The organism is Streptomyces sp. NPDC020742 (assembly GCF_040641675.1).
Taxonomy (GTDB): Bacteria; Actinomycetota; Actinomycetes; order Streptomycetales; family Streptomycetaceae; genus Streptomyces.
Genome location: NZ_JBFAEA010000007.1, coordinates 34,379 through 49,964, shown reverse-complemented (window position 1 = coordinate 49,964; position 15,586 = coordinate 34,379). Strand labels below are relative to the sequence as shown.

The 15,586-nt window shown below is 72.5% G+C and carries 16 protein-coding genes; 8 read left to right on the top strand and 8 right to left on the bottom strand.

Annotation, left to right across the window (positions count from 1 at the left end; genetic code table 11):
• Window positions 1-2 precede the first annotated feature (2 nt).
• Genes AB0G84_RS15110 through amaP form a run of 3 tightly spaced genes read left to right on the top strand, consistent with a single transcriptional unit; the run spans window position 3 to window position 1,779 of the window.
• Window positions 3-395 carry a hypothetical protein gene (locus tag AB0G84_RS15110; RefSeq protein ID WP_361320119.1) on the top strand — a complete coding sequence of 131 codons (393 nt, stop codon included), beginning with the start codon at window positions 3-5 and terminating at the stop codon, window positions 393-395.
• Entirely contained in the window at window positions 392-1,168 is a 777-nt protein-coding gene (locus tag AB0G84_RS15105; RefSeq protein WP_361320116.1) for a DUF6286 domain-containing protein, read from the top strand. Before AB0G84_RS15110 ends, AB0G84_RS15105 begins: the two co-directional genes overlap by 4 nt.
• A gap of 5 nt (window positions 1,169-1,173) precedes the next feature.
• A complete protein-coding gene (gene amaP / locus AB0G84_RS15100; RefSeq protein ID WP_361320113.1) occupies window positions 1,174-1,779 on the top strand; it encodes an alkaline shock response membrane anchor protein AmaP in 606 nt (201 codons plus the stop codon).
• Between the two features lie 72 nt (window positions 1,780-1,851).
• On the opposite strand, the gene AB0G84_RS15095 is transcribed toward amaP, so the two are convergent.
• Window positions 1,852-2,460 (bottom strand): helix-turn-helix domain-containing protein, encoded by a 609-nt coding sequence (locus AB0G84_RS15095; protein ID WP_361320541.1) that lies wholly within the window; start codon window positions 2,458-2,460, stop codon window positions 1,852-1,854.
• Between the two features lie 149 nt (window positions 2,461-2,609).
• On the opposite strand from AB0G84_RS15095, the gene AB0G84_RS15090 reads away from it, so the two are divergent.
• Window positions 2,610-4,061, top strand: a complete 1,452-nt coding sequence (locus tag AB0G84_RS15090; protein ID WP_361320110.1) for an amidase — start codon at window positions 2,610-2,612, stop codon at window positions 4,059-4,061.
• 116 nt (window positions 4,062-4,177) lie between these two features.
• Here the strand turns inward: AB0G84_RS15090 and AB0G84_RS15085 are convergent, their stop codons facing one another.
• From AB0G84_RS15085 to AB0G84_RS15065, 5 genes are all read right to left on the bottom strand, one after another.
• Window positions 4,178-4,933 carry an SDR family oxidoreductase gene (locus tag AB0G84_RS15085; protein WP_361320107.1) on the bottom strand — a complete coding sequence of 252 codons (756 nt, stop codon included), beginning with the start codon at window positions 4,931-4,933 and terminating at the stop codon, window positions 4,178-4,180.
• A 4-nt stretch (window positions 4,934-4,937) separates the two neighbouring features.
• Entirely contained in the window at window positions 4,938-6,755 is a 1,818-nt protein-coding gene (locus tag AB0G84_RS15080) for a glycoside hydrolase family 15 protein (protein ID WP_361320104.1), read from the bottom strand.
• Window positions 6,756-6,810: 55 nt separating this feature from the next.
• Window positions 6,811-7,692, bottom strand: coding sequence for an SURF1 family protein (locus AB0G84_RS15075; RefSeq protein ID WP_361320101.1), 882 nt, complete (start codon window positions 7,690-7,692; stop codon window positions 6,811-6,813).
• Window positions 7,693-7,829: 137 nt separating this feature from the next.
• On the bottom strand, window positions 7,830-8,063 hold the full coding sequence (locus tag AB0G84_RS15070) for a hypothetical protein (RefSeq protein ID WP_077192103.1): 234 nt from the start codon (window positions 8,061-8,063) through the stop codon (window positions 7,830-7,832).
• Window positions 8,064-8,126: 63 nt separating this feature from the next.
• The gene (locus AB0G84_RS15065; protein ID WP_361320098.1) at window positions 8,127-9,155 is read right to left on the bottom strand and encodes a DEDDh family exonuclease; all 1,029 of its coding nucleotides are present in this window, start codon (window positions 9,153-9,155) and stop codon (window positions 8,127-8,129) included.
• Window positions 9,156-9,530: 375 nt separating this feature from the next.
• On the opposite strand from AB0G84_RS15065, the gene AB0G84_RS15060 reads away from it, so the two are divergent.
• Window positions 9,531-10,427: a sterol desaturase family protein gene (locus tag AB0G84_RS15060; RefSeq protein WP_361320095.1), complete on the top strand. Its 897-nt coding sequence runs from the start codon at window positions 9,531-9,533 to the stop codon at window positions 10,425-10,427.
• Window positions 10,428-10,459: 32 nt separating this feature from the next.
• Window positions 10,460-11,170, top strand: coding sequence for a lysoplasmalogenase (locus AB0G84_RS15055; protein ID WP_361320539.1), 711 nt, complete (start codon window positions 10,460-10,462; stop codon window positions 11,168-11,170).
• Window positions 11,171-11,243: 73 nt separating this feature from the next.
• On the opposite strand, the gene AB0G84_RS15050 is transcribed toward AB0G84_RS15055, so the two are convergent.
• Together AB0G84_RS15050 and AB0G84_RS15045 are read right to left on the bottom strand one after the other, a co-directional pair.
• On the bottom strand, window positions 11,244-12,743 hold the full coding sequence (locus tag AB0G84_RS15050; RefSeq protein WP_361320092.1) for a S8 family serine peptidase: 1,500 nt from the start codon (window positions 12,741-12,743) through the stop codon (window positions 11,244-11,246).
• 268 nt (window positions 12,744-13,011) lie between these two features.
• Window positions 13,012-13,203: a hypothetical protein gene (locus tag AB0G84_RS15045; protein WP_361320089.1), complete on the bottom strand. Its 192-nt coding sequence runs from the start codon at window positions 13,201-13,203 to the stop codon at window positions 13,012-13,014.
• 239 nt (window positions 13,204-13,442) lie between these two features.
• Here AB0G84_RS15045 and AB0G84_RS15040 point away from each other — a divergent pair, with 239 nt between their 5' ends.
• Both AB0G84_RS15040 and AB0G84_RS15035 read left to right on the top strand, forming a co-directional pair.
• Entirely contained in the window at window positions 13,443-13,787 is a 345-nt protein-coding gene (locus tag AB0G84_RS15040) for a DUF485 domain-containing protein (protein WP_361320086.1), read from the top strand.
• Window positions 13,784-15,421, top strand: a complete 1,638-nt coding sequence (locus tag AB0G84_RS15035) for a cation acetate symporter (protein ID WP_361320083.1) — start codon at window positions 13,784-13,786, stop codon at window positions 15,419-15,421. Before AB0G84_RS15040 ends, AB0G84_RS15035 begins: the two co-directional genes overlap by 4 nt.
• Window positions 15,422-15,586 lie beyond the last annotated feature (165 nt).

Here is a 15,586-nt window from a genome sequence, read left to right as displayed (position 1 = left end):
GGGTGGCGACGGTGTCCCCGCCCGCCACCGCCGCTGACGTACCGGCGGGCGGGCGCGGCGCGACCAGGATCGCGGACCGGGTGGTGGCGAAGATCGCCGCCCAGGCCGCCCGTGAGGCGCTGCGCGCAGGGTCCCCGCAGGCCCGTACGGATGCGCACGCCACGGTGACGGTCCACCGGCGCGAGGACCGCGAGCACTTGGGCGAGGCACGGGTGCAGCTCGCGGTGGAGCTCGGCTACCCCTCGGACGTCGGCGCGCAGTGCCGGGCGGTGCGTGCGCACGTCAGCGCGCGGGTGCAGGAGCTGGCGGGCATGACGGTGCCGGAGGTCGCGGTGGAGGTCGAGCGGCTGCGCTCCGCGCTGCTGGAGGGCGGGGCCCGGGAGAGGGTGCGATGAGCGACAGCGGCGCGGAGGAGCGGGACCAGCAGGAGGAGCAGCCCGGGCGCAGGGACACCCGGCGGCTGCCGACGCTCGACAAGGAGTCCGGGGACAAGGAGTCCGGGGGCAAGGGAGCCGGCGACCGGGGATCGGGCGGCCGGGGGCCCGGTGACCAGGGGCCCGGTGACCGGCACCCCGACGACGAGCGGTCCGGCGCCGGGCCGGGCGGCCGCGGAGGTGCGGACGACGGCCGGACCCGGCGCTTTTGGTCCGCCCGCCGGGTGCCCGCCGCCGTGGTCGCCCTGGTGGTGCTGGGCGCCGCGGGGCTGCTGCTCTACGACGTCGCCGCGGTGCGTGCCCACCGCCCCGCGATGGCCTGGCGCCGCTGGCTCGCCCGCGAACTGGCCATCCGTCACCTCGACAGCCCCTGGGTGCTGGGCGCCGCCGCGCTGGCCGTGGTGCTCGGCATCTGGCTGATCGTGCTGGCCGTCACCCCGGGCCTGCGCCAGCTGCTGCCGATGCGCCCGGTCGCCCCGGACGTCCGGGCCGGGCTCGACCGCTCGGCCGCGGCGCTGGTGCTGCGCGACCGCGCCATGGAGGTCGCCGGGGTGCAGTCCGTACGGATGACCGTCAGCCGGCGCAAGGCCACCGCACACGCCGTCTCGCACTTCCGCGCACTGGACGAGGTCCGTGCCGACCTCGACACCGCGCTCGGCGAGGGGCTGCGGCAGTTGGGCCTGGCGCACCGTTTCGGTCTGACCGTGCACGTCCGGCGCCCGAAGAAGAGGTGAGCACGATGCGCAGGATCCGCAGGACGGTCAACCGGGTGCTGCTGGGACTCGCCGGGGTGGTGCTGCTGGGCACCGGCGGCCTGGTGCTGTTCGGCGGGTTCGACCTGCCCGCCCGGTGGCACCTGGCACTGCCCGCCCACTGGCCGTGGTCCCGCCCCGGCGACGTGCTGCTCGCCCCACAGCAGCGCACCCGGTGGACCGACCAGGGCTGGTGGTGGCCCGTCGTCATCGCCGCGCTGGCCGTCCTGGTGCTGCTGATGCTGTGGTGGCTGCTGGTCCAGCTGCGCCGGCAACGGCTGAGCGGGCTCCTCGTCGACAGCGGCGACGGCGAGGGCGCCCTGCTGCGCGGCCGGGCCCTGGAGGACGTGCTGGCCGCCGAGACCGAGTCCCTCGACGGCGTCGACCGGGCCGGCATCCGGCTGACCGGGCGCCGCACCGAACCCCGTCTCCGCGCCTCCCTGGCGCTCGCCCCGCACGCCGACCCCGGCACGGTGCTGCGGCGGCTGTCCGACGAGGCGGTGGCGCACGCCCGCGGCTCCGCCGGGCTCGACCACCTGCCGGCGGACGTCCGGCTCCGGGCGGTCAAACACCGTGCGGAGCGGGTGAGTTAGGGGCAGGACGAGCAGGAGCCCACTGCCGTCCGGCCGCTCCACCACACCAGGATCACTCCGTGGCGCCACCCGTCACGGGGCGGCCTCGGGGGCCGAGTGGCGGTCCAGGACGGCCTCGACGATCCTCATGAGCCGCTCCCCCGCGTGCTCGATGCTTCCGTTCTGGGTGCTTACCTGGGCTCCTTCGAGGGCGAAGGTGATCTCCGCGGCCGCCTCGTCCGGATCGGTCAGCCCGGCCCGGGCGCACAGGTCGGCGAGCCGGCGCACCTGGCCCGCCTTGTGGGCCTCGATCAGCCGACGCGCCGGGTGGGTGCGGTCGGGCAGTTCCGCCACGGAGTTGATGAACGGACACCCGCGGTGGGAAATCTCGGGAAGTCCGTCGGCGAAGAACCGGGCCATCCCCAGGATCTGCGCCCGGGGTTCGTCGGGGTGTGCGGCCTCCACCTGGTCGAACGCGGCGGTGTAGTCGGCCGCGACGATGCGGAGCCACTCCTCGACCAGCGCGTCCTTGGTCGCGAAATGGCGGTACAGCGCCATCTTGGTGGTCTCGGCCCGGCTGGCGATCGCCTGGACGCCCACCGCCCTGATCCCCTCGCGCGAGAAGAGCTCCTCCGCCGCGTCAAGGATCCGCTCCCGGGGCGGCAACTTGGCCACCCTGCTCTGCCTACTGACCCTGTCCATGCTCGCCATACGGCCCCTCATCGGTCCGGTGGGGCATTGCACCACCTGGCAGCAATGCTACGGTACCGCCCAGTCCCGCATGATACCGATCGGTCTCGTGAGATACCGATCGGTAGTGCCGGCGGTACCGATGCTCCTGAAGGGACGAAATGAAGCTCTCCGAGTACGTGCACCACGACGGCGTCGCCCTGGCCGACCTGGTGGCTCGCGGCCATGTGACGGCCGCGGAACTCGCCTCAACCGCCCAGCAGGCGTCCGACGTGGTGAATCCGCAGGTCAACGCCGTCGTCGAGACCTGGCCCGCACAGGACACGCCGGCTCCGGGCAGTTCGCCACTGGCGGGGGTGCCCTTCCTGATCAAGGACATCGCCGTCGCGATGGCCGGCAAGCGGGTGGAGCTGGGAAGCCGTATAGCCGCAGGAAACGTCGCCGGGGCCGACTCATCGCTCATGGCGCGCTTCCGGCGCGCCGGGCTGGTGACGCTCGGACGCACGGCGACTCCGGAGTTCGCCTACAGCACCACCACGGAAGGCGTCCGGTACGGCGCCACCCGTAACCCCTGGGACCCGACCCGTAGTCCTGGCGGCTCCAGCGGCGGCTCGGGAGCCGCCGTCGCCGCGGGCATCGTCCCGATCGCGCATGCCACCGACGCAGCGGGCTCCATCCGTGTCCCCGCCGCCAGCAACGGTCTGTTCGGGCTGAAGCCGACCCGCGGTCGGATCTCCATGGGCCCCGACGCGGACGAGGTCTTCAACGGGCTCGCCGTCCACGGCGTCCTCAGCCGCTCGGTACGCGACAGCGCCGCGCTGTTGGACCTCGTCCACGGCCCCGAGGTCGGTGACCCCTATTTCGCCCAGCGGCCGGAGCGGCCCTATGCGCAGGAGATCACCCGCTCCCCGGGCAGCCTGAGGATCGGCCTCCTGACGCGGCCGTGGGGCGGTCGGGCGGTCGACGGCACCGTCGTCGACGCCACGCTCCGCGCCGCACGACTCGCCGAGTCCCTGGGGCACCGGGTGGACGAGGTCCAGGTCGACCTCGGGGTCAGCTGGGAGGAATTCGTCCTGGCCAATGCCCGCCTCTGGAGCACCAATCTGGTGACGTGGATCGACGGTTTCGCCGCGGCCTTCGAGCGACCCGTCGACGCCACCACCGTCGAACCCGAGATGCTGGCCAGTTACGTCTACGGACAGCAGGTCAGCGGGGCCGAGTTCGTCCACGCGCTCGCCCTGCGCAACCGCGTCGCGCGCGCGATCGGCCAGTACTTCACCGACCGCGACCTGCTGCTCACCCCGACCCTGCCCGAACTGCCCGTCCCCTTGGGCAGGTACGCCGAGGGCGCCGAGGGCGCCGACGGTCTCGGCTGGCTCAGGCAACTTCTCCACCGCTCGCCGTTCACCGCCGCGTTCAATGTCGCGGGCACCCCCGCCATGTCCGTCCCCCTGGAGACCGACCCCGCCACCGGCCTCCCGGTCGGCATCCAGTTCGCCGCGGGATACGGGCGCGAGGACGTCCTGTTCCGTCTCGCCGGACAGCTGGAACGGGCCGCTCCCTGGGCGCAGCGGACCCCCGCCGTGTGGGCGGGCAGTCACCACAACGCCTGAGCGCGCCCCCCTGTCCTCCCGTCGTAGCTACCCGAGCGCAAGGCCTTCTGGTGGGGGAAGAGCTCTCGCACACGGACGCCCCTCACTCCAAGAGCATCCCGCTGTGCCCGGAGCCGTCAGAACCCGCGCCGGGCCCCGCCGTCCACCGGCACCATCACACCGGTGACGTAGGAGGCGGCCGGCGACAGCAGGAACGCCGCGACCCGGCCGAACTCCTCCGGGTCGCCGTAGCGGCCCAGCGGGATGGTGGCGCAGTTGCGGGCCCGGCTGCCCTCCGGGTCGCCGGAGAGCGCGTCGAGCTGGGTCATCCGGTCGGTGGCGATCCGCCCGGGCAGCACGCCCAGGACGCGGATGCCGCGCGGGCCCAACTCGTCGGCGAGCGACTTGGCGAAGCCGGCGAGGCCGGGGCGCAGGCCGTTGGAGACCGTCAGGCCGCCGATCGGCTCGTACACCGAACCGGAGAGGACGAAGCCGATCACCCCGCCCTCCGTCAGCTCCGCGGCGGCCGTCCGGGCCAGCCGCACCGCGCCCAGGAAGACCGACTCGAAGGCCGACCGCCACTGCTCGTCGGTGGTGTCGGCGGCGGTGCCGGGCGGCGGGCCGCCCACGCTGATCAAGACGCCGTCCAACCGGCCGAAGTGCTCGCGGGCCGCGGCCATCAGGCGGGCCGCGGCCTCCGGGTCGGCGTTGTCGGCGGCCACGGCCAGGGCGCGGTCGCCCAGCGAGGCCGCCGCCTCGGCCACGGCGGCCTCGGTGCGCCCGCTGAGCACGACGTGCGCGCCCTCGGCCACCAGCGCACGGGCGGTGGCGAGGCCCAGGCCGCGGGTCGCGCCGGTGACGATGTACGTGCGGTCGGTGAGTCCCAGATCCATGGCCCTAGTCTGCCCGCACCCCGTCGAGCAACCCGAAGGCGGTCCCCACCAGGCCGATGTGGCTGAACGCCTGGGGGAAGTTGCCCAGCTGGCGGCGCGCGGCCGGGTCGTACTCCTCGGAGAGCAGCCCGACGTCGTTGCGCAGCTCCAGCAGCCGCTCGAACAGCTCGGCGGCCTCCCGCCGCCGGCCGCTCAGCTGCAACGCGTCGGCCAGCCAGAACGAGCAGACCAGGAACGTGCCCTCGTCGCCCGGCAGTCCGTCGACGGAGACGCCCTCGGTGCTGTAACGGCGCACCAGGCCGATGGGGGCACCTCCCCTGCCTGCAGGGCGATGGGGGAGCGTCAGCTCCCGGCGCACCGTGTCGATGGTGCCCACCACCCGGGGGTCGTCGGCGGGGAGGAAGCCGACCCGGGGGATCAGCAGGGTGGCGGCGTCCAGCTCGGCCGAGCCGTAGAACTGGGTGAAGGTGCCGCGCGCGGCGTCGTAGCCCCGCTCGCACACCTCCCGGTGCACCTCCTCGCGCATCGCCCGCCAGCGGTTGACGTCGCCGCCCAGCTTCGGGTCGGCCTCCAGCGCCCGCACCGCCCGGTCGGCCGCCACCCAGGCCATGACCTTGGAGTGGACGAAGTGCCGGCGCGGTCCGCGGATCTCCCACAGCCCCTCGTCGGGGTCGCGCCAGGTGGACTCCAGATAGTCGATCAGCGCCCGCTGGATGCTCCAGGCGTGTTCCTCCGCCGGCAGCCCCGCGGTGCGCGCGATGTGGAAGGAGTCGATCACCTCGCCGTAGACGTCGAGCTGCCGCTGCTCGACGGCGGCGTTCCCGATCCGGACCGGCGCGGAGTCGTAGTAGCCGGTCAGCCAGGACAGTTCGGACTCCGGCAGCCGCCGCTCGCCGGCCAGCCCGTACATGATCTGCAGGTCGTCGGGGGAGCCGGCCACCGCGCGCAGCAGCCAGTCCCGCCAGGCACCGGCCTCCTCCAGATAGCCGGCGGACAGCAGGCAGTTCAGGGTGAGGCTGGCGTCGCGCAGCCAGCAGTAGCGGTAGTCCCAGTTGCGGACGCCGCCCAGGTCCTCGGGCAGCGAGGTGGTGGGGGCCGCGACGATGCCGCCGGTGGGCGCGTAGGTGAGCGCCTTGAGCGTGATCAGCGAGCGGACCACGGCCTCCCGGTACGGGCCGTCGTAGTGGCAGCGGGCGGACCAGGTGTGCCAGTCCTCCAGGGTGTCGGTCAGTGCCAGGAACGGGTCGATCGGCTCCGGCCGGGGCTCGTGCGAGGGGTGCCAGGTCAGGACGAACGCGGTGCGCTCGCCCGCGGCGACGGTGAAGTCCGAGCGGGTGCTGAAGTCCTTGCCGTAGGTGGTGCCTTGGGCGGGCGTGCGCAGCCACACCGAGTCCGGGCCGGCGATCGCCACCCGGGAGCCCTCGGCGGCCCGCACCCACGGCACCACCCGCCCGTAGTCGAACCGCAGCCGCAGCACCCCGCGCATCTCGACGCTGCCGTCGAGGCCCTCCACGAGCCGTACCACGTCGGGCTGGCGGTCGCGCTGCGGCATGAAGTCGGTGACCCGGACCCGGCCGGTGGGCGTCTCCCAGACGGTGTCGAGGATCAGCGAGTCACCGCGGTAGGAGCGCTGGGCGCGGGCCTCGGGGGAGTGCGGGGCGAGCGTCCAGTGGCCGTTGTCCTTGCCGCCGAGGAGGGCGGCGAAGCAGGCGGCGGAGTCGAAGCGGGGCAGGCAGAGCCAGTCGATCGAGCCGTCCCGGCTGACCAGTGCGGCCGTCTGCAGGTCGCCGATGAGCGCATAGTCCTCGATATGTGGGTGCACTCAGCGGGTTTTCCCGCCCGGCGGCCGCGCTACGCGGCGGTGACGGCTGTCCGGGCTACGCGGTCGCGTCCTCGGCCTGCCGGGCACCGGAGCCCTTGGCCGCCTCGTCCGCCCCGCCGGTCTCCGCCGGCTCGCCGGTCTCCGCCGCCCCGCCGGTCTCTGCCGCCTCCTGGGCCGCCGTGGCCGCGGCGGCAGCCCGGTCCCGGCGCTCACGGCGGACGAGGATGACCCAGCCGACCGGCACCGCCGCGGCGAACAGCCACCACTGGATCGCGTACGCCATGTGCGGGCCGATGGAGTCGTGGTCCGGCTCGGGCACCATCTCCGGCGTGCCGCCGGGCGGCTTGGGCCCGGTCTGCTCGATGTAGCCGCCGAGCATCGGCCGCCCCACCCGCTTCGCCTGTTCCTTGCTGTTGATCAGCATGATCTGGCGCGGGGGCAGCCCCTTGGTGTCCTTGATGCCGCTGACCGCGGTGGTCTCGTCGGCCATCATCCGGCCGGTCACGGTGACCGTGCCCTTGGCGGCCGCCGGGACGTCCGGGAACTTGGTGAGGTCGTTGCCCGCCGAGATCCAGCCGCGGTTGACCAGGACGGCGTCGCCGCCGGGCAGCACCAGCGGGGTCAGCACGTAGTAGCCGATGCTCTGCTCGTCGGCGGCGGTGCGCTGGCGGACCACGACCTCGTGCGCGGTGTCGTAGGTGCCGGTGGCGGTGACCGTGCGCCACATGTCGTGGCGCGGCAGGTCCCGGCCGGGGGCGGCCAGCTCGGTCACCGGGACCGGCTTGGCGGCCAGGCTGGAGGCGATGAGCTGGTTCTGCGCGACCTTGTGCTCATGGCGGTGCAGCTGCCAGAAGCCCAGCTTGATCATGACGGGGATCAGCACAAGACCCACGAGGGTGAGGATCACCCACTGCCGGGACAACAGGAAGCGGTACACGGCTCCGACGGTACCTGGGGCGTCCGGTCGGCCCGGCGGCGGGTCCGGTCCGGACCGCCTCGTCCCCTCCCGGCCCGGTCTGCCCCGGTAGGGAAGGGCCGCGCGGCGCCGGTCGGACCCGTACCGCGCGGCGCCGGTCAGACCCGGTCGACGATGCCCACCCGCCCGTCTGAGCGGGCGCAGTGCGCACCGCAGTACCACTTGCCGTCCGCCTCGACGCCCTGGCCGATGATCTGGACCCGGCAGTGCTCGCAGATCGGTGCCATCCGGTGGATGGCGCAGGAGAAGCAGTCGAAGACGTGCACCGCGCCCTGCGCGTGCACCTCGAACGTCATTCCGTAGTCGTTTCCGCAGACCTCACAACGTGCCATGCGCCACAGCGTGCGGGCGTGACCCGTGCGGGGCGAGGTGCCGGCGGGTGTGTTGACCGGGCTTCACCCGGACGCAGGCGCCGGCTCGACGTCCTGGAGCAGCTGCATGAAGGCGGCCTCGTCGATCACGACCGTGCCGAACGCGGCGGCCTTGGTCGTCTTGGAGGTCCGGGCGTCCGGATCGTTGGTCACCAGCAGGCTGGTCACCCGGGACACGCTCGTCGCCACATGCAGCCCGGCCTCGATCGCCCGGTCCTCCAGCAACTCACGGTCGACGGAGGTGTCCCCCGAGAAGGCGACCCGCATCCCCTGGACGAGCCGGCCGCCGGCCTCGTAGCGCCCCGGATTGGGGTACGGGCAGGCCGGGCGCTTGCGGGACGGCCGCCAGGTGGTGGGGCGGTACGCCGCGGTGGCGGGCCGGCGGGGCGCGGGCGCGTCCGACCACTCCGTCAGCGGCTGGCAGCTCAGCAACGGCAGCCGCAGGTTCCGCCGCGCGGCCTTGCGCAGACTGGGCCGGAAGGCCTCGGCCAGCACTCGGGCGTCGTCCAGGGCGTGGTGGGCCTGCTGCTGGACCACGCCGTAGTGGGCGGCGAGCGACTCCAGCTTGTGGTTGGGCAGTGGCAGCCCCAGCTCCTTGGAGAGCGCGATGGTGCACAGCCGCTGGCGCACCGGGGCGGTTGCCGCGGCGCGGGCGTACTCCCGGGAGATCATCGACCAGTCGAACATGGCGTTGTGTGCCACCAACACCCGGTCCTCAAGGCGCCGGGACAGCTCCGGGGCGATCTCCGGGAAGAGGGGGGCGTCGGCCAGCACGGCGCTGGTCAGTCCGTGGATCCACACCGGCCCGGGGTCCCGCTGCGGGTTGACCAGGGTGTACCAGTGGTCCTGGACCTCGCCCTGTGCGTCGAGTTGGTACACGGCGGCGGAGATGATCCGGTCGTCGCGGGCCAGGCCGGTGGTCTCCACGTCGACCACGGCGTACCCCTGGGGGTACCCGGCCGGCCAGGGAGCCGGCGGCGTCTGCGGGCCCGGCTGCTGGCCGATGGTCGGCGCGATCGGGTCGGCGGCTGCTGCCATGTGGTCTTCGAGCATGGTCACTGAGGATACGGGCCACCACCGACAGCCACCGAACCGCCGCCGTCCACGAGGCCGGAGACCCGGCCGGGGGAGAGGGGGGCCGGGGCCCGCCCCACGGCTCCGCGAGGCGCGGGAGGGCGGCGTCGGCAACTGCTCGTTCCCGTAGGGCGCTTATCGGTGATGTTCCTCAACTCGCCATATGAGAAAAGGAGTTCGGCGGCGAATGCGGTGTCGTTCTGCCTGGTCGCGCCCGGTTGCCGGCCGTGGCGCTGCGGCCCGTACGCCGGGAAGCGCGGCCGGGGCCAGATCTGGCCGCTGACACCAGGTCTCACATACTTCTGAGTAACAACCCCTAGCGGCGCCCCCGCTGCCACGCTTATGGTGCGGGGCATGCCGCACCTGCCCGATGTCGTGTTGTGGTCCGTCCCCGCCTTCGTCCTGCTCACCGTGGTGGAGATGGTGAGCTATCGCCTCCATCCCGACGAGGACGCGGAGGGCTACGAAGCCAAGGACGTGGCGACCAGCGTCGGGATGGGGCTCGGCAGCCTGGTCTTCGACGCGCTGTGGAAGATCCCCATCGTCGCGATCTACGCCACGGTCTACGAACTCACCCCGCTCCGGATACCGGTGCTGTGGTGGACCCTGCTGCTGATGGTGCTCGCGCAGGACTTCTTCTACTACTGGTCGCACCGCGGGCACCACGTCATCCGGGTCCTGTGGGCGTGCCACGTGGTCCACCACTCCAGCAAGAAGTTCAACTTCACCACCGCCCTGCGGCAGCCCTGGACGACCTGGACCGTCTGGCCCTTCTACGTCCCGATGGTCGCCGTCGGAGTGCACCCCGCGGCGATCGCCTTCACCTCGGGCGTCAACCTCGTCTACCAGTTCTGGGTACACACCGAGCGGATCGGCACCCTGCCCCGGCCCGTCGAGTTCCTGTTCAACACGCCCTCCCACCACCGGGTCCACCACGCCTCGCAGGGCGGCTACCTGGACCGCAACTTCGGCGGGATCCTGATCATCTGGGACCGGATGTTCGGGTCGTTCGTCCCCGAGACCGAGCGGCCTGTCTACGGACTCACCAAGAACATCGAGACGTTCAACCCGCTGCGGGTGGCCACCCACGAGTACGCCGCCATCGCGCGCGACGTACGGGCCGCGCGCAGCTGGAGCGAGCGCGCCGGACGGGTGTTCCGCGGGCCGGGCTGGCGGCCGGCCGAGCGCACCGGGGCAGCGGCGGAGCCGACGGGCACCGCCCGCCCCTCCGTCGAGGAGCCCGTCGTATGAACCCGGTGCCGCCCTCCGACACGTCGCGCCCGATGGTGGCGCGCCTGCCCGCTGCGGTACGGCCCCTGCTCTGCGCCTTCGTGGTGCTGTCCGTCGTCCACCTCGGGGCGCTGCTCGCCGGTGTCACGGCCGTCGCGCAGGTCACCAAGCCCGCGCTGATGCCGGTGCTCGCCGGGTACGTCCTGGCGCGCGGCGGCCCGGTGTTGCTGGCCGGGGCGCTGCTGTGCGGCTGCGGCGGCGACACCTTCCTCCAGATCGGCGGGGACACCGTCTTCCTGGTCGGCATGGGCTCGTTCGCGGCCGGGCACGTCTGCTACCTGCTGCTGTTCGCCCGGCACGGAACGGCACCCGCGGGCGGCCGGCGCGCGCCGACGGCCGGGCTCGCCGCGGGCTACGGACTGCTGCTGGCCGGCACCGTCGCCCTGCTGTGGCCGGACCTCCCGGCGGAGCTGCGGATCCCGGTCGCCGGCTACAGCCTGCTGCTCACCGCGATGGCCTTCGGCGCCCTGCGGGCGGGGCTCGGGGCCGCGGCCGGCGGGCTGTTCTTCCTGCTCTCCGACACCCTGATCGCGACCGGTATCGCGCACTGGCCGCAGCTCCCGGCCCCGCAGTTCTGGATCATGCTCACCTACACCGCGGCCCAGTTCGCGCTGGCCGCCGGTGTCCTGCGCGCCGCCGCCGTGCCCGCCCCGGGGGCCGCACCGCAGCCGGCGCCCGCGGTGCCCGGGGCGGCCGTCCGCTAGTACGCGCCCCGGGGGCCGTTCCGTTACGCGCCGGACCGGCACACCCAGCGTGCGGGTGTGCCGGCCGGTTGGGTCACTTCTTCACGGCGTCGAGCGCATCGACGATGCCGTAGCCGAAGTGGCTGTTGACGTGCTTGGTGCCGGTGCAGGTGGCGTCGTCCGTGGGGCAGCCGGGGTTGTCCGCCTGCTCCTTGAGGAGCCACTGGATCTCCTGCGGGCTCGCCTTGGGGTGGGCGCTCTTGAGCAGCGCCGCCACGCCCGCGACATGCGGGGTCGCCATGGACGTACCGGCGAGGTAGGCCCAGTCGCCGCCCGGCATGGTCGAGAGGATGTTGCCGTTCTTGGCGGGCAGTTCGGGCACCTGCTTGGAGTCGCCGCCCGGTGCGGCCACGTCGATCTGGCCCAGGCCGTAGTTGGAGTAGTACGACTTCCGCTTCTGCACGCCGGTCGCCGCGACGGTCACCGTGCCCGGCAGCTGGGTCGGGACGTCCCAGCAGGTCTTCGGGTTGACGGTGCGTTCGACGGGCGTGGAGTCGTTGGGGCTGCCGGAGTCGGTCAACTTGGTGGCCGCCAGGTCGAGGCCGGAGTTGCCCGCCGCGGCGACATTGAGGACGCCCTTGCGCTGGGCGTAGCCCGCCGCCCGGCCGACTGCGTCAATGATGGCCGCCTGGTCGGCGTCATCCTTGCAGTTGAACATCCACGGGTCGACGTAGTAGCTGTTGTTGGTGACCGCCACGCCGTGGTCGGCCGCGAAGACGAAGGCGCAGACCACGCTCTCGGCGTAGAAGAGGCTGGTCTCCGGCTCGCTGACCTTGATGGCGGAGATCTTCACGCCCGGGGCGACGCCGGCCACCCCGACCCCGTTGCGGGCGGCGGCGATGGTGCCGGCGACATGGGTGCCGTGGTAGTCGCTGGCCGGGTCCCAGGGGCGCCAGGCTCCCTTGGAGGTGTCGGCCACCCCGCCCACGCAGTTGGCGGACTGCCGGGCCGAGAAGTTGGCCTTGAGGTCCGGGTGGGTGTCGTCCACGCCGGTGTCGATGATGCCGACGGTGACCTTCCTGCTGCCGGGGTTCACCTTCGCGGCCTGGTCGGCCTTGATGGCGGGCAGGTCCCACTGCAGCGGTTCGAGCGGCTCCTGCCCGTTCGCCTTCGCCGCCTTGCCGGCCGCTGCGAGCTGCGACGTCGACAGGTCGACCTTCTGCGGCTTGCCGACGTCGGTGGTGCCTGTGGCCTTCAGCGGCGCGGTACGGGTCGCGCCCGCGGTCTGCACGCCGGGCACCGTCCGCATGGTGGCGGCGAACTGTGGGTTGGCCGAGTGGACGACGATCACGCCGATCTGCTCATGGGCGACGATCACCTTCCCGCCGGCCCTGGATATCGCCTTCTCGACCTTGCCGGCCGTGGCGTGGCCGGGTGTGGTGTTCACGACGTACGAGAGCTGCGGGCCGTCGGCCGGGGCGGCGTCCGGCGAAGCGGCGGTGGCCGCGTTCGGGAGGAAACCGAGGGACGCCGTCAGGGCCAGTCCGAGCGGCACGGCCAGCGCCCGCAAGCGTCTGGAACGGGGATGAGCCATGGGTACTCCACATCATCCGTGAGACCGCCCGGACACGGATTTGCGCACGGGCGGATGCAGTGCGAGGTGAAGCTATCGGCGATCACCGGGGCACAGCAATGGAATCGGGAAAACCCGCCATGGAACGGATATTGACGCACCGTCGGATGGGGAACCTCGGGCCGACCCGACCCCGCCCCGACCGTCGCCGCACCGATGCCGACCCGACGCCGCCCCCGACCATCGCCGCACCCGACGCCGACCCGCCCAGGCCTTGCCTGACGGGGAGTCAGCCCCGTCGGCGCAGCGCGGCCATGCTGAGCAGTGGCAGCGCGATCCGCCGGCCGTACCAGCGGCGTGCGTCGGCGCCCGGCCGGGGCGGTGCGGGGGCGGCCGGGAGCGGTGCGGGCAGCCGGACGCTGCCGTACGGGCGCCGACGGGGAGCGGGCGGGGGAGGGACCTGCTGGGGCGGCGGATTCACATCCGGCTCAACGAAGCGCCCCCGCGGCGGTGGCGGGCGGTGGGCCCATTCCCTCGAATACTCGGAATTTCAACCAACCGGCCCCCTGTCGCATCGCCGGACGCGGCCCTAGCATGCGTGATCCACGTCACTTATGCAGGCCTTACCCTCGCCCTTCTCGCCCTTCTCACCCTTCTTGTCCTTCTCGCTCATCTCGTCCTTCGTGCCCCAGAATCAGCCCCCTCACGTCAGGAGACTCCGTGAGTGCCACACCCACCGTCGACCCGGGGACGCACGAGCCGCCCGACTACCGCCAGGTGCAGTCGAGTGCCGAGTTCGATGAACTCCGCCGCGCACACCGCTCGTTCGCCTTCCCGCTGACCCTCGCCTTCCTCCTCTGGTACCTCGGGTACGTGCTGCTGTCGAGCTACGCCGGCGGCTTCATGGCCACCAAGGTCCTCGGCCACGTCAATGTGGCGTTCGTGCTCGGCCTCGCCCAGTTCGCCACCACCTTCCTCATCGCCTGGTGGTACTCGCGGCACGCCGCCCGGCGGCTCGACCCCGCGGCCGAAGCCATCAAGTCCCGTCTGGAGGGCGGAGCATGACGCACACTCACCCCCTGCTCGGGTTGCCGCTGGCGGCCGGCGGCGCGGGGGAGCACCGCGCCCTGATCGTCACCCTCTTCGCGCTCTTCGTCGCCGCCACCCTCGGCATCACCGTCTGGGCCGGCCGGCAGACCAGGGGCGCGGAGGACTTCTACGCCGGCGGCCGACAGTTCAGCGGCTTCCAGAACGGCCTGGCCATCTCCGGCGACTACATGTCCGCCGCGTCCTTCCTGGGCATCGCCGGCGCCATCGCCCTCTTCGGCTACGACGGCTTCCTCTACTCCATTGGCTTCCTCGTCGCCTGGCTCGTGGCGCTGCTCCTGGTCGCCGAGCCGCTGCGCAACTCCGGCCGGTTCACCATGGGCGATGTGCTCGCCTACCGGATGCGCCAGCGCCCGGTCCGGACGGCCGCCGGCGCCTCCACCATCGTCGTCTCGATCTTCTACCTGCTCGCCCAGATGGCCGGCGCGGGTGCGCTGGTCACCCTGCTGCTGGGCATCACCAGCGAGGCCGGCAAGATCCTGGTCGTCGTCCTCGTCGGCATCGTGATGATCCTCTACGTCACCATTGGCGGGATGAAGGGCACCACCTGGGTGCAGATGGTCAAGGCGGTGCTGCTGATCGCCGGCACCCTGCTGATCACCTTCCTGGTGGCGCTGAAGTTCCACTTCAACCTCTCGTCGCTGCTCGGCGCCGCCGCGGAGCACAGCGGCAAGGGCGCGGCCTTCCTCCAGCCCGGCCTGAAGTACGGCGCCACCGCCACCTCGAAGATCGACTTCATCTCGCTGGGCCTGGCGCTGGTCCTGGGCACCGCGGGCCTGCCGCACATCCTCATCCGCTTCTACACGGTCCCCACCGCCAAGGCCGCCCGTACGTCGGTGAACTGGGCGATCGGCATCATCGGGGTCTTCTACCTGATGACCATCGCGCTCGGCTTCGGCGCCGCCGCCCTCATCGACCCGGAGACCATCGTCGCCTCCAACAAGGCGGGCAACACCGCGGCCCCGCTCCTCGCCGAGGCGATCGGCGGCGGCCCCGGCTCCACCGGCGGCGCCGTCCTGCTCGCGGTGATCTCCGCGGTAGCCTTCGCCACCATCCTCGCGGTGGTCGCCGGCCTCACCCTCGCCTCGTCCTCGTCCTTCGCGCACGACCTGTACGTCAACGTGCTCCGCAAGGGCAAGGCCACCGAGAAGGAGGAGGTCGGCGCGGCCCGCTGGGCGACCGTGGGGATCGGCGCGGTCGCCATCGTGCTGGGCGTCTTCGCCCGCGGGCTGAACGTCGCCGGCCTGGTGGCACTGGCCTTCGCGGTCGCCGCCTCCGCCAACCTCCCGACGCTCCTCTACAGCCTGTTTTGGAAGCGGTTCACCACCCGCGGCGCGCTGTGGTCCGTCTACGGAGGCCTGGCCTCCTCGGTCCTGTTGGTGCTCTTCTCGCCGGTCGTCTCCGGCAAGGAGACCTCGATGTTCCCCGGGGCGGACTTCGCCGTCTTCCCCCTGGAGAACCCCGGCCTGATCTCCATCCCGCTGGGCTTCCTGCTCGGCTGGCTGGGGTCGGTGCTCTCCGAAGAGGAGCCGGACGCCCAGAAGTACGCCGAACTGGAGGTCCGCTCGCTCACCGGAACCGGCGCCCACTGAGCCGTCCCTACAGGCCCCGGGTGGGGTGGGGTCGTAGAGAACTACGACCCCACCCCACCCACCTCGTGCTTCTCACCCCTGCTCACTGTCACCCCGATCGCGTAGGCTCGAAAACGTACCCGTCCGACAACAGGGCGGCGGTATCGAGCCATCACTCTTGGGGAG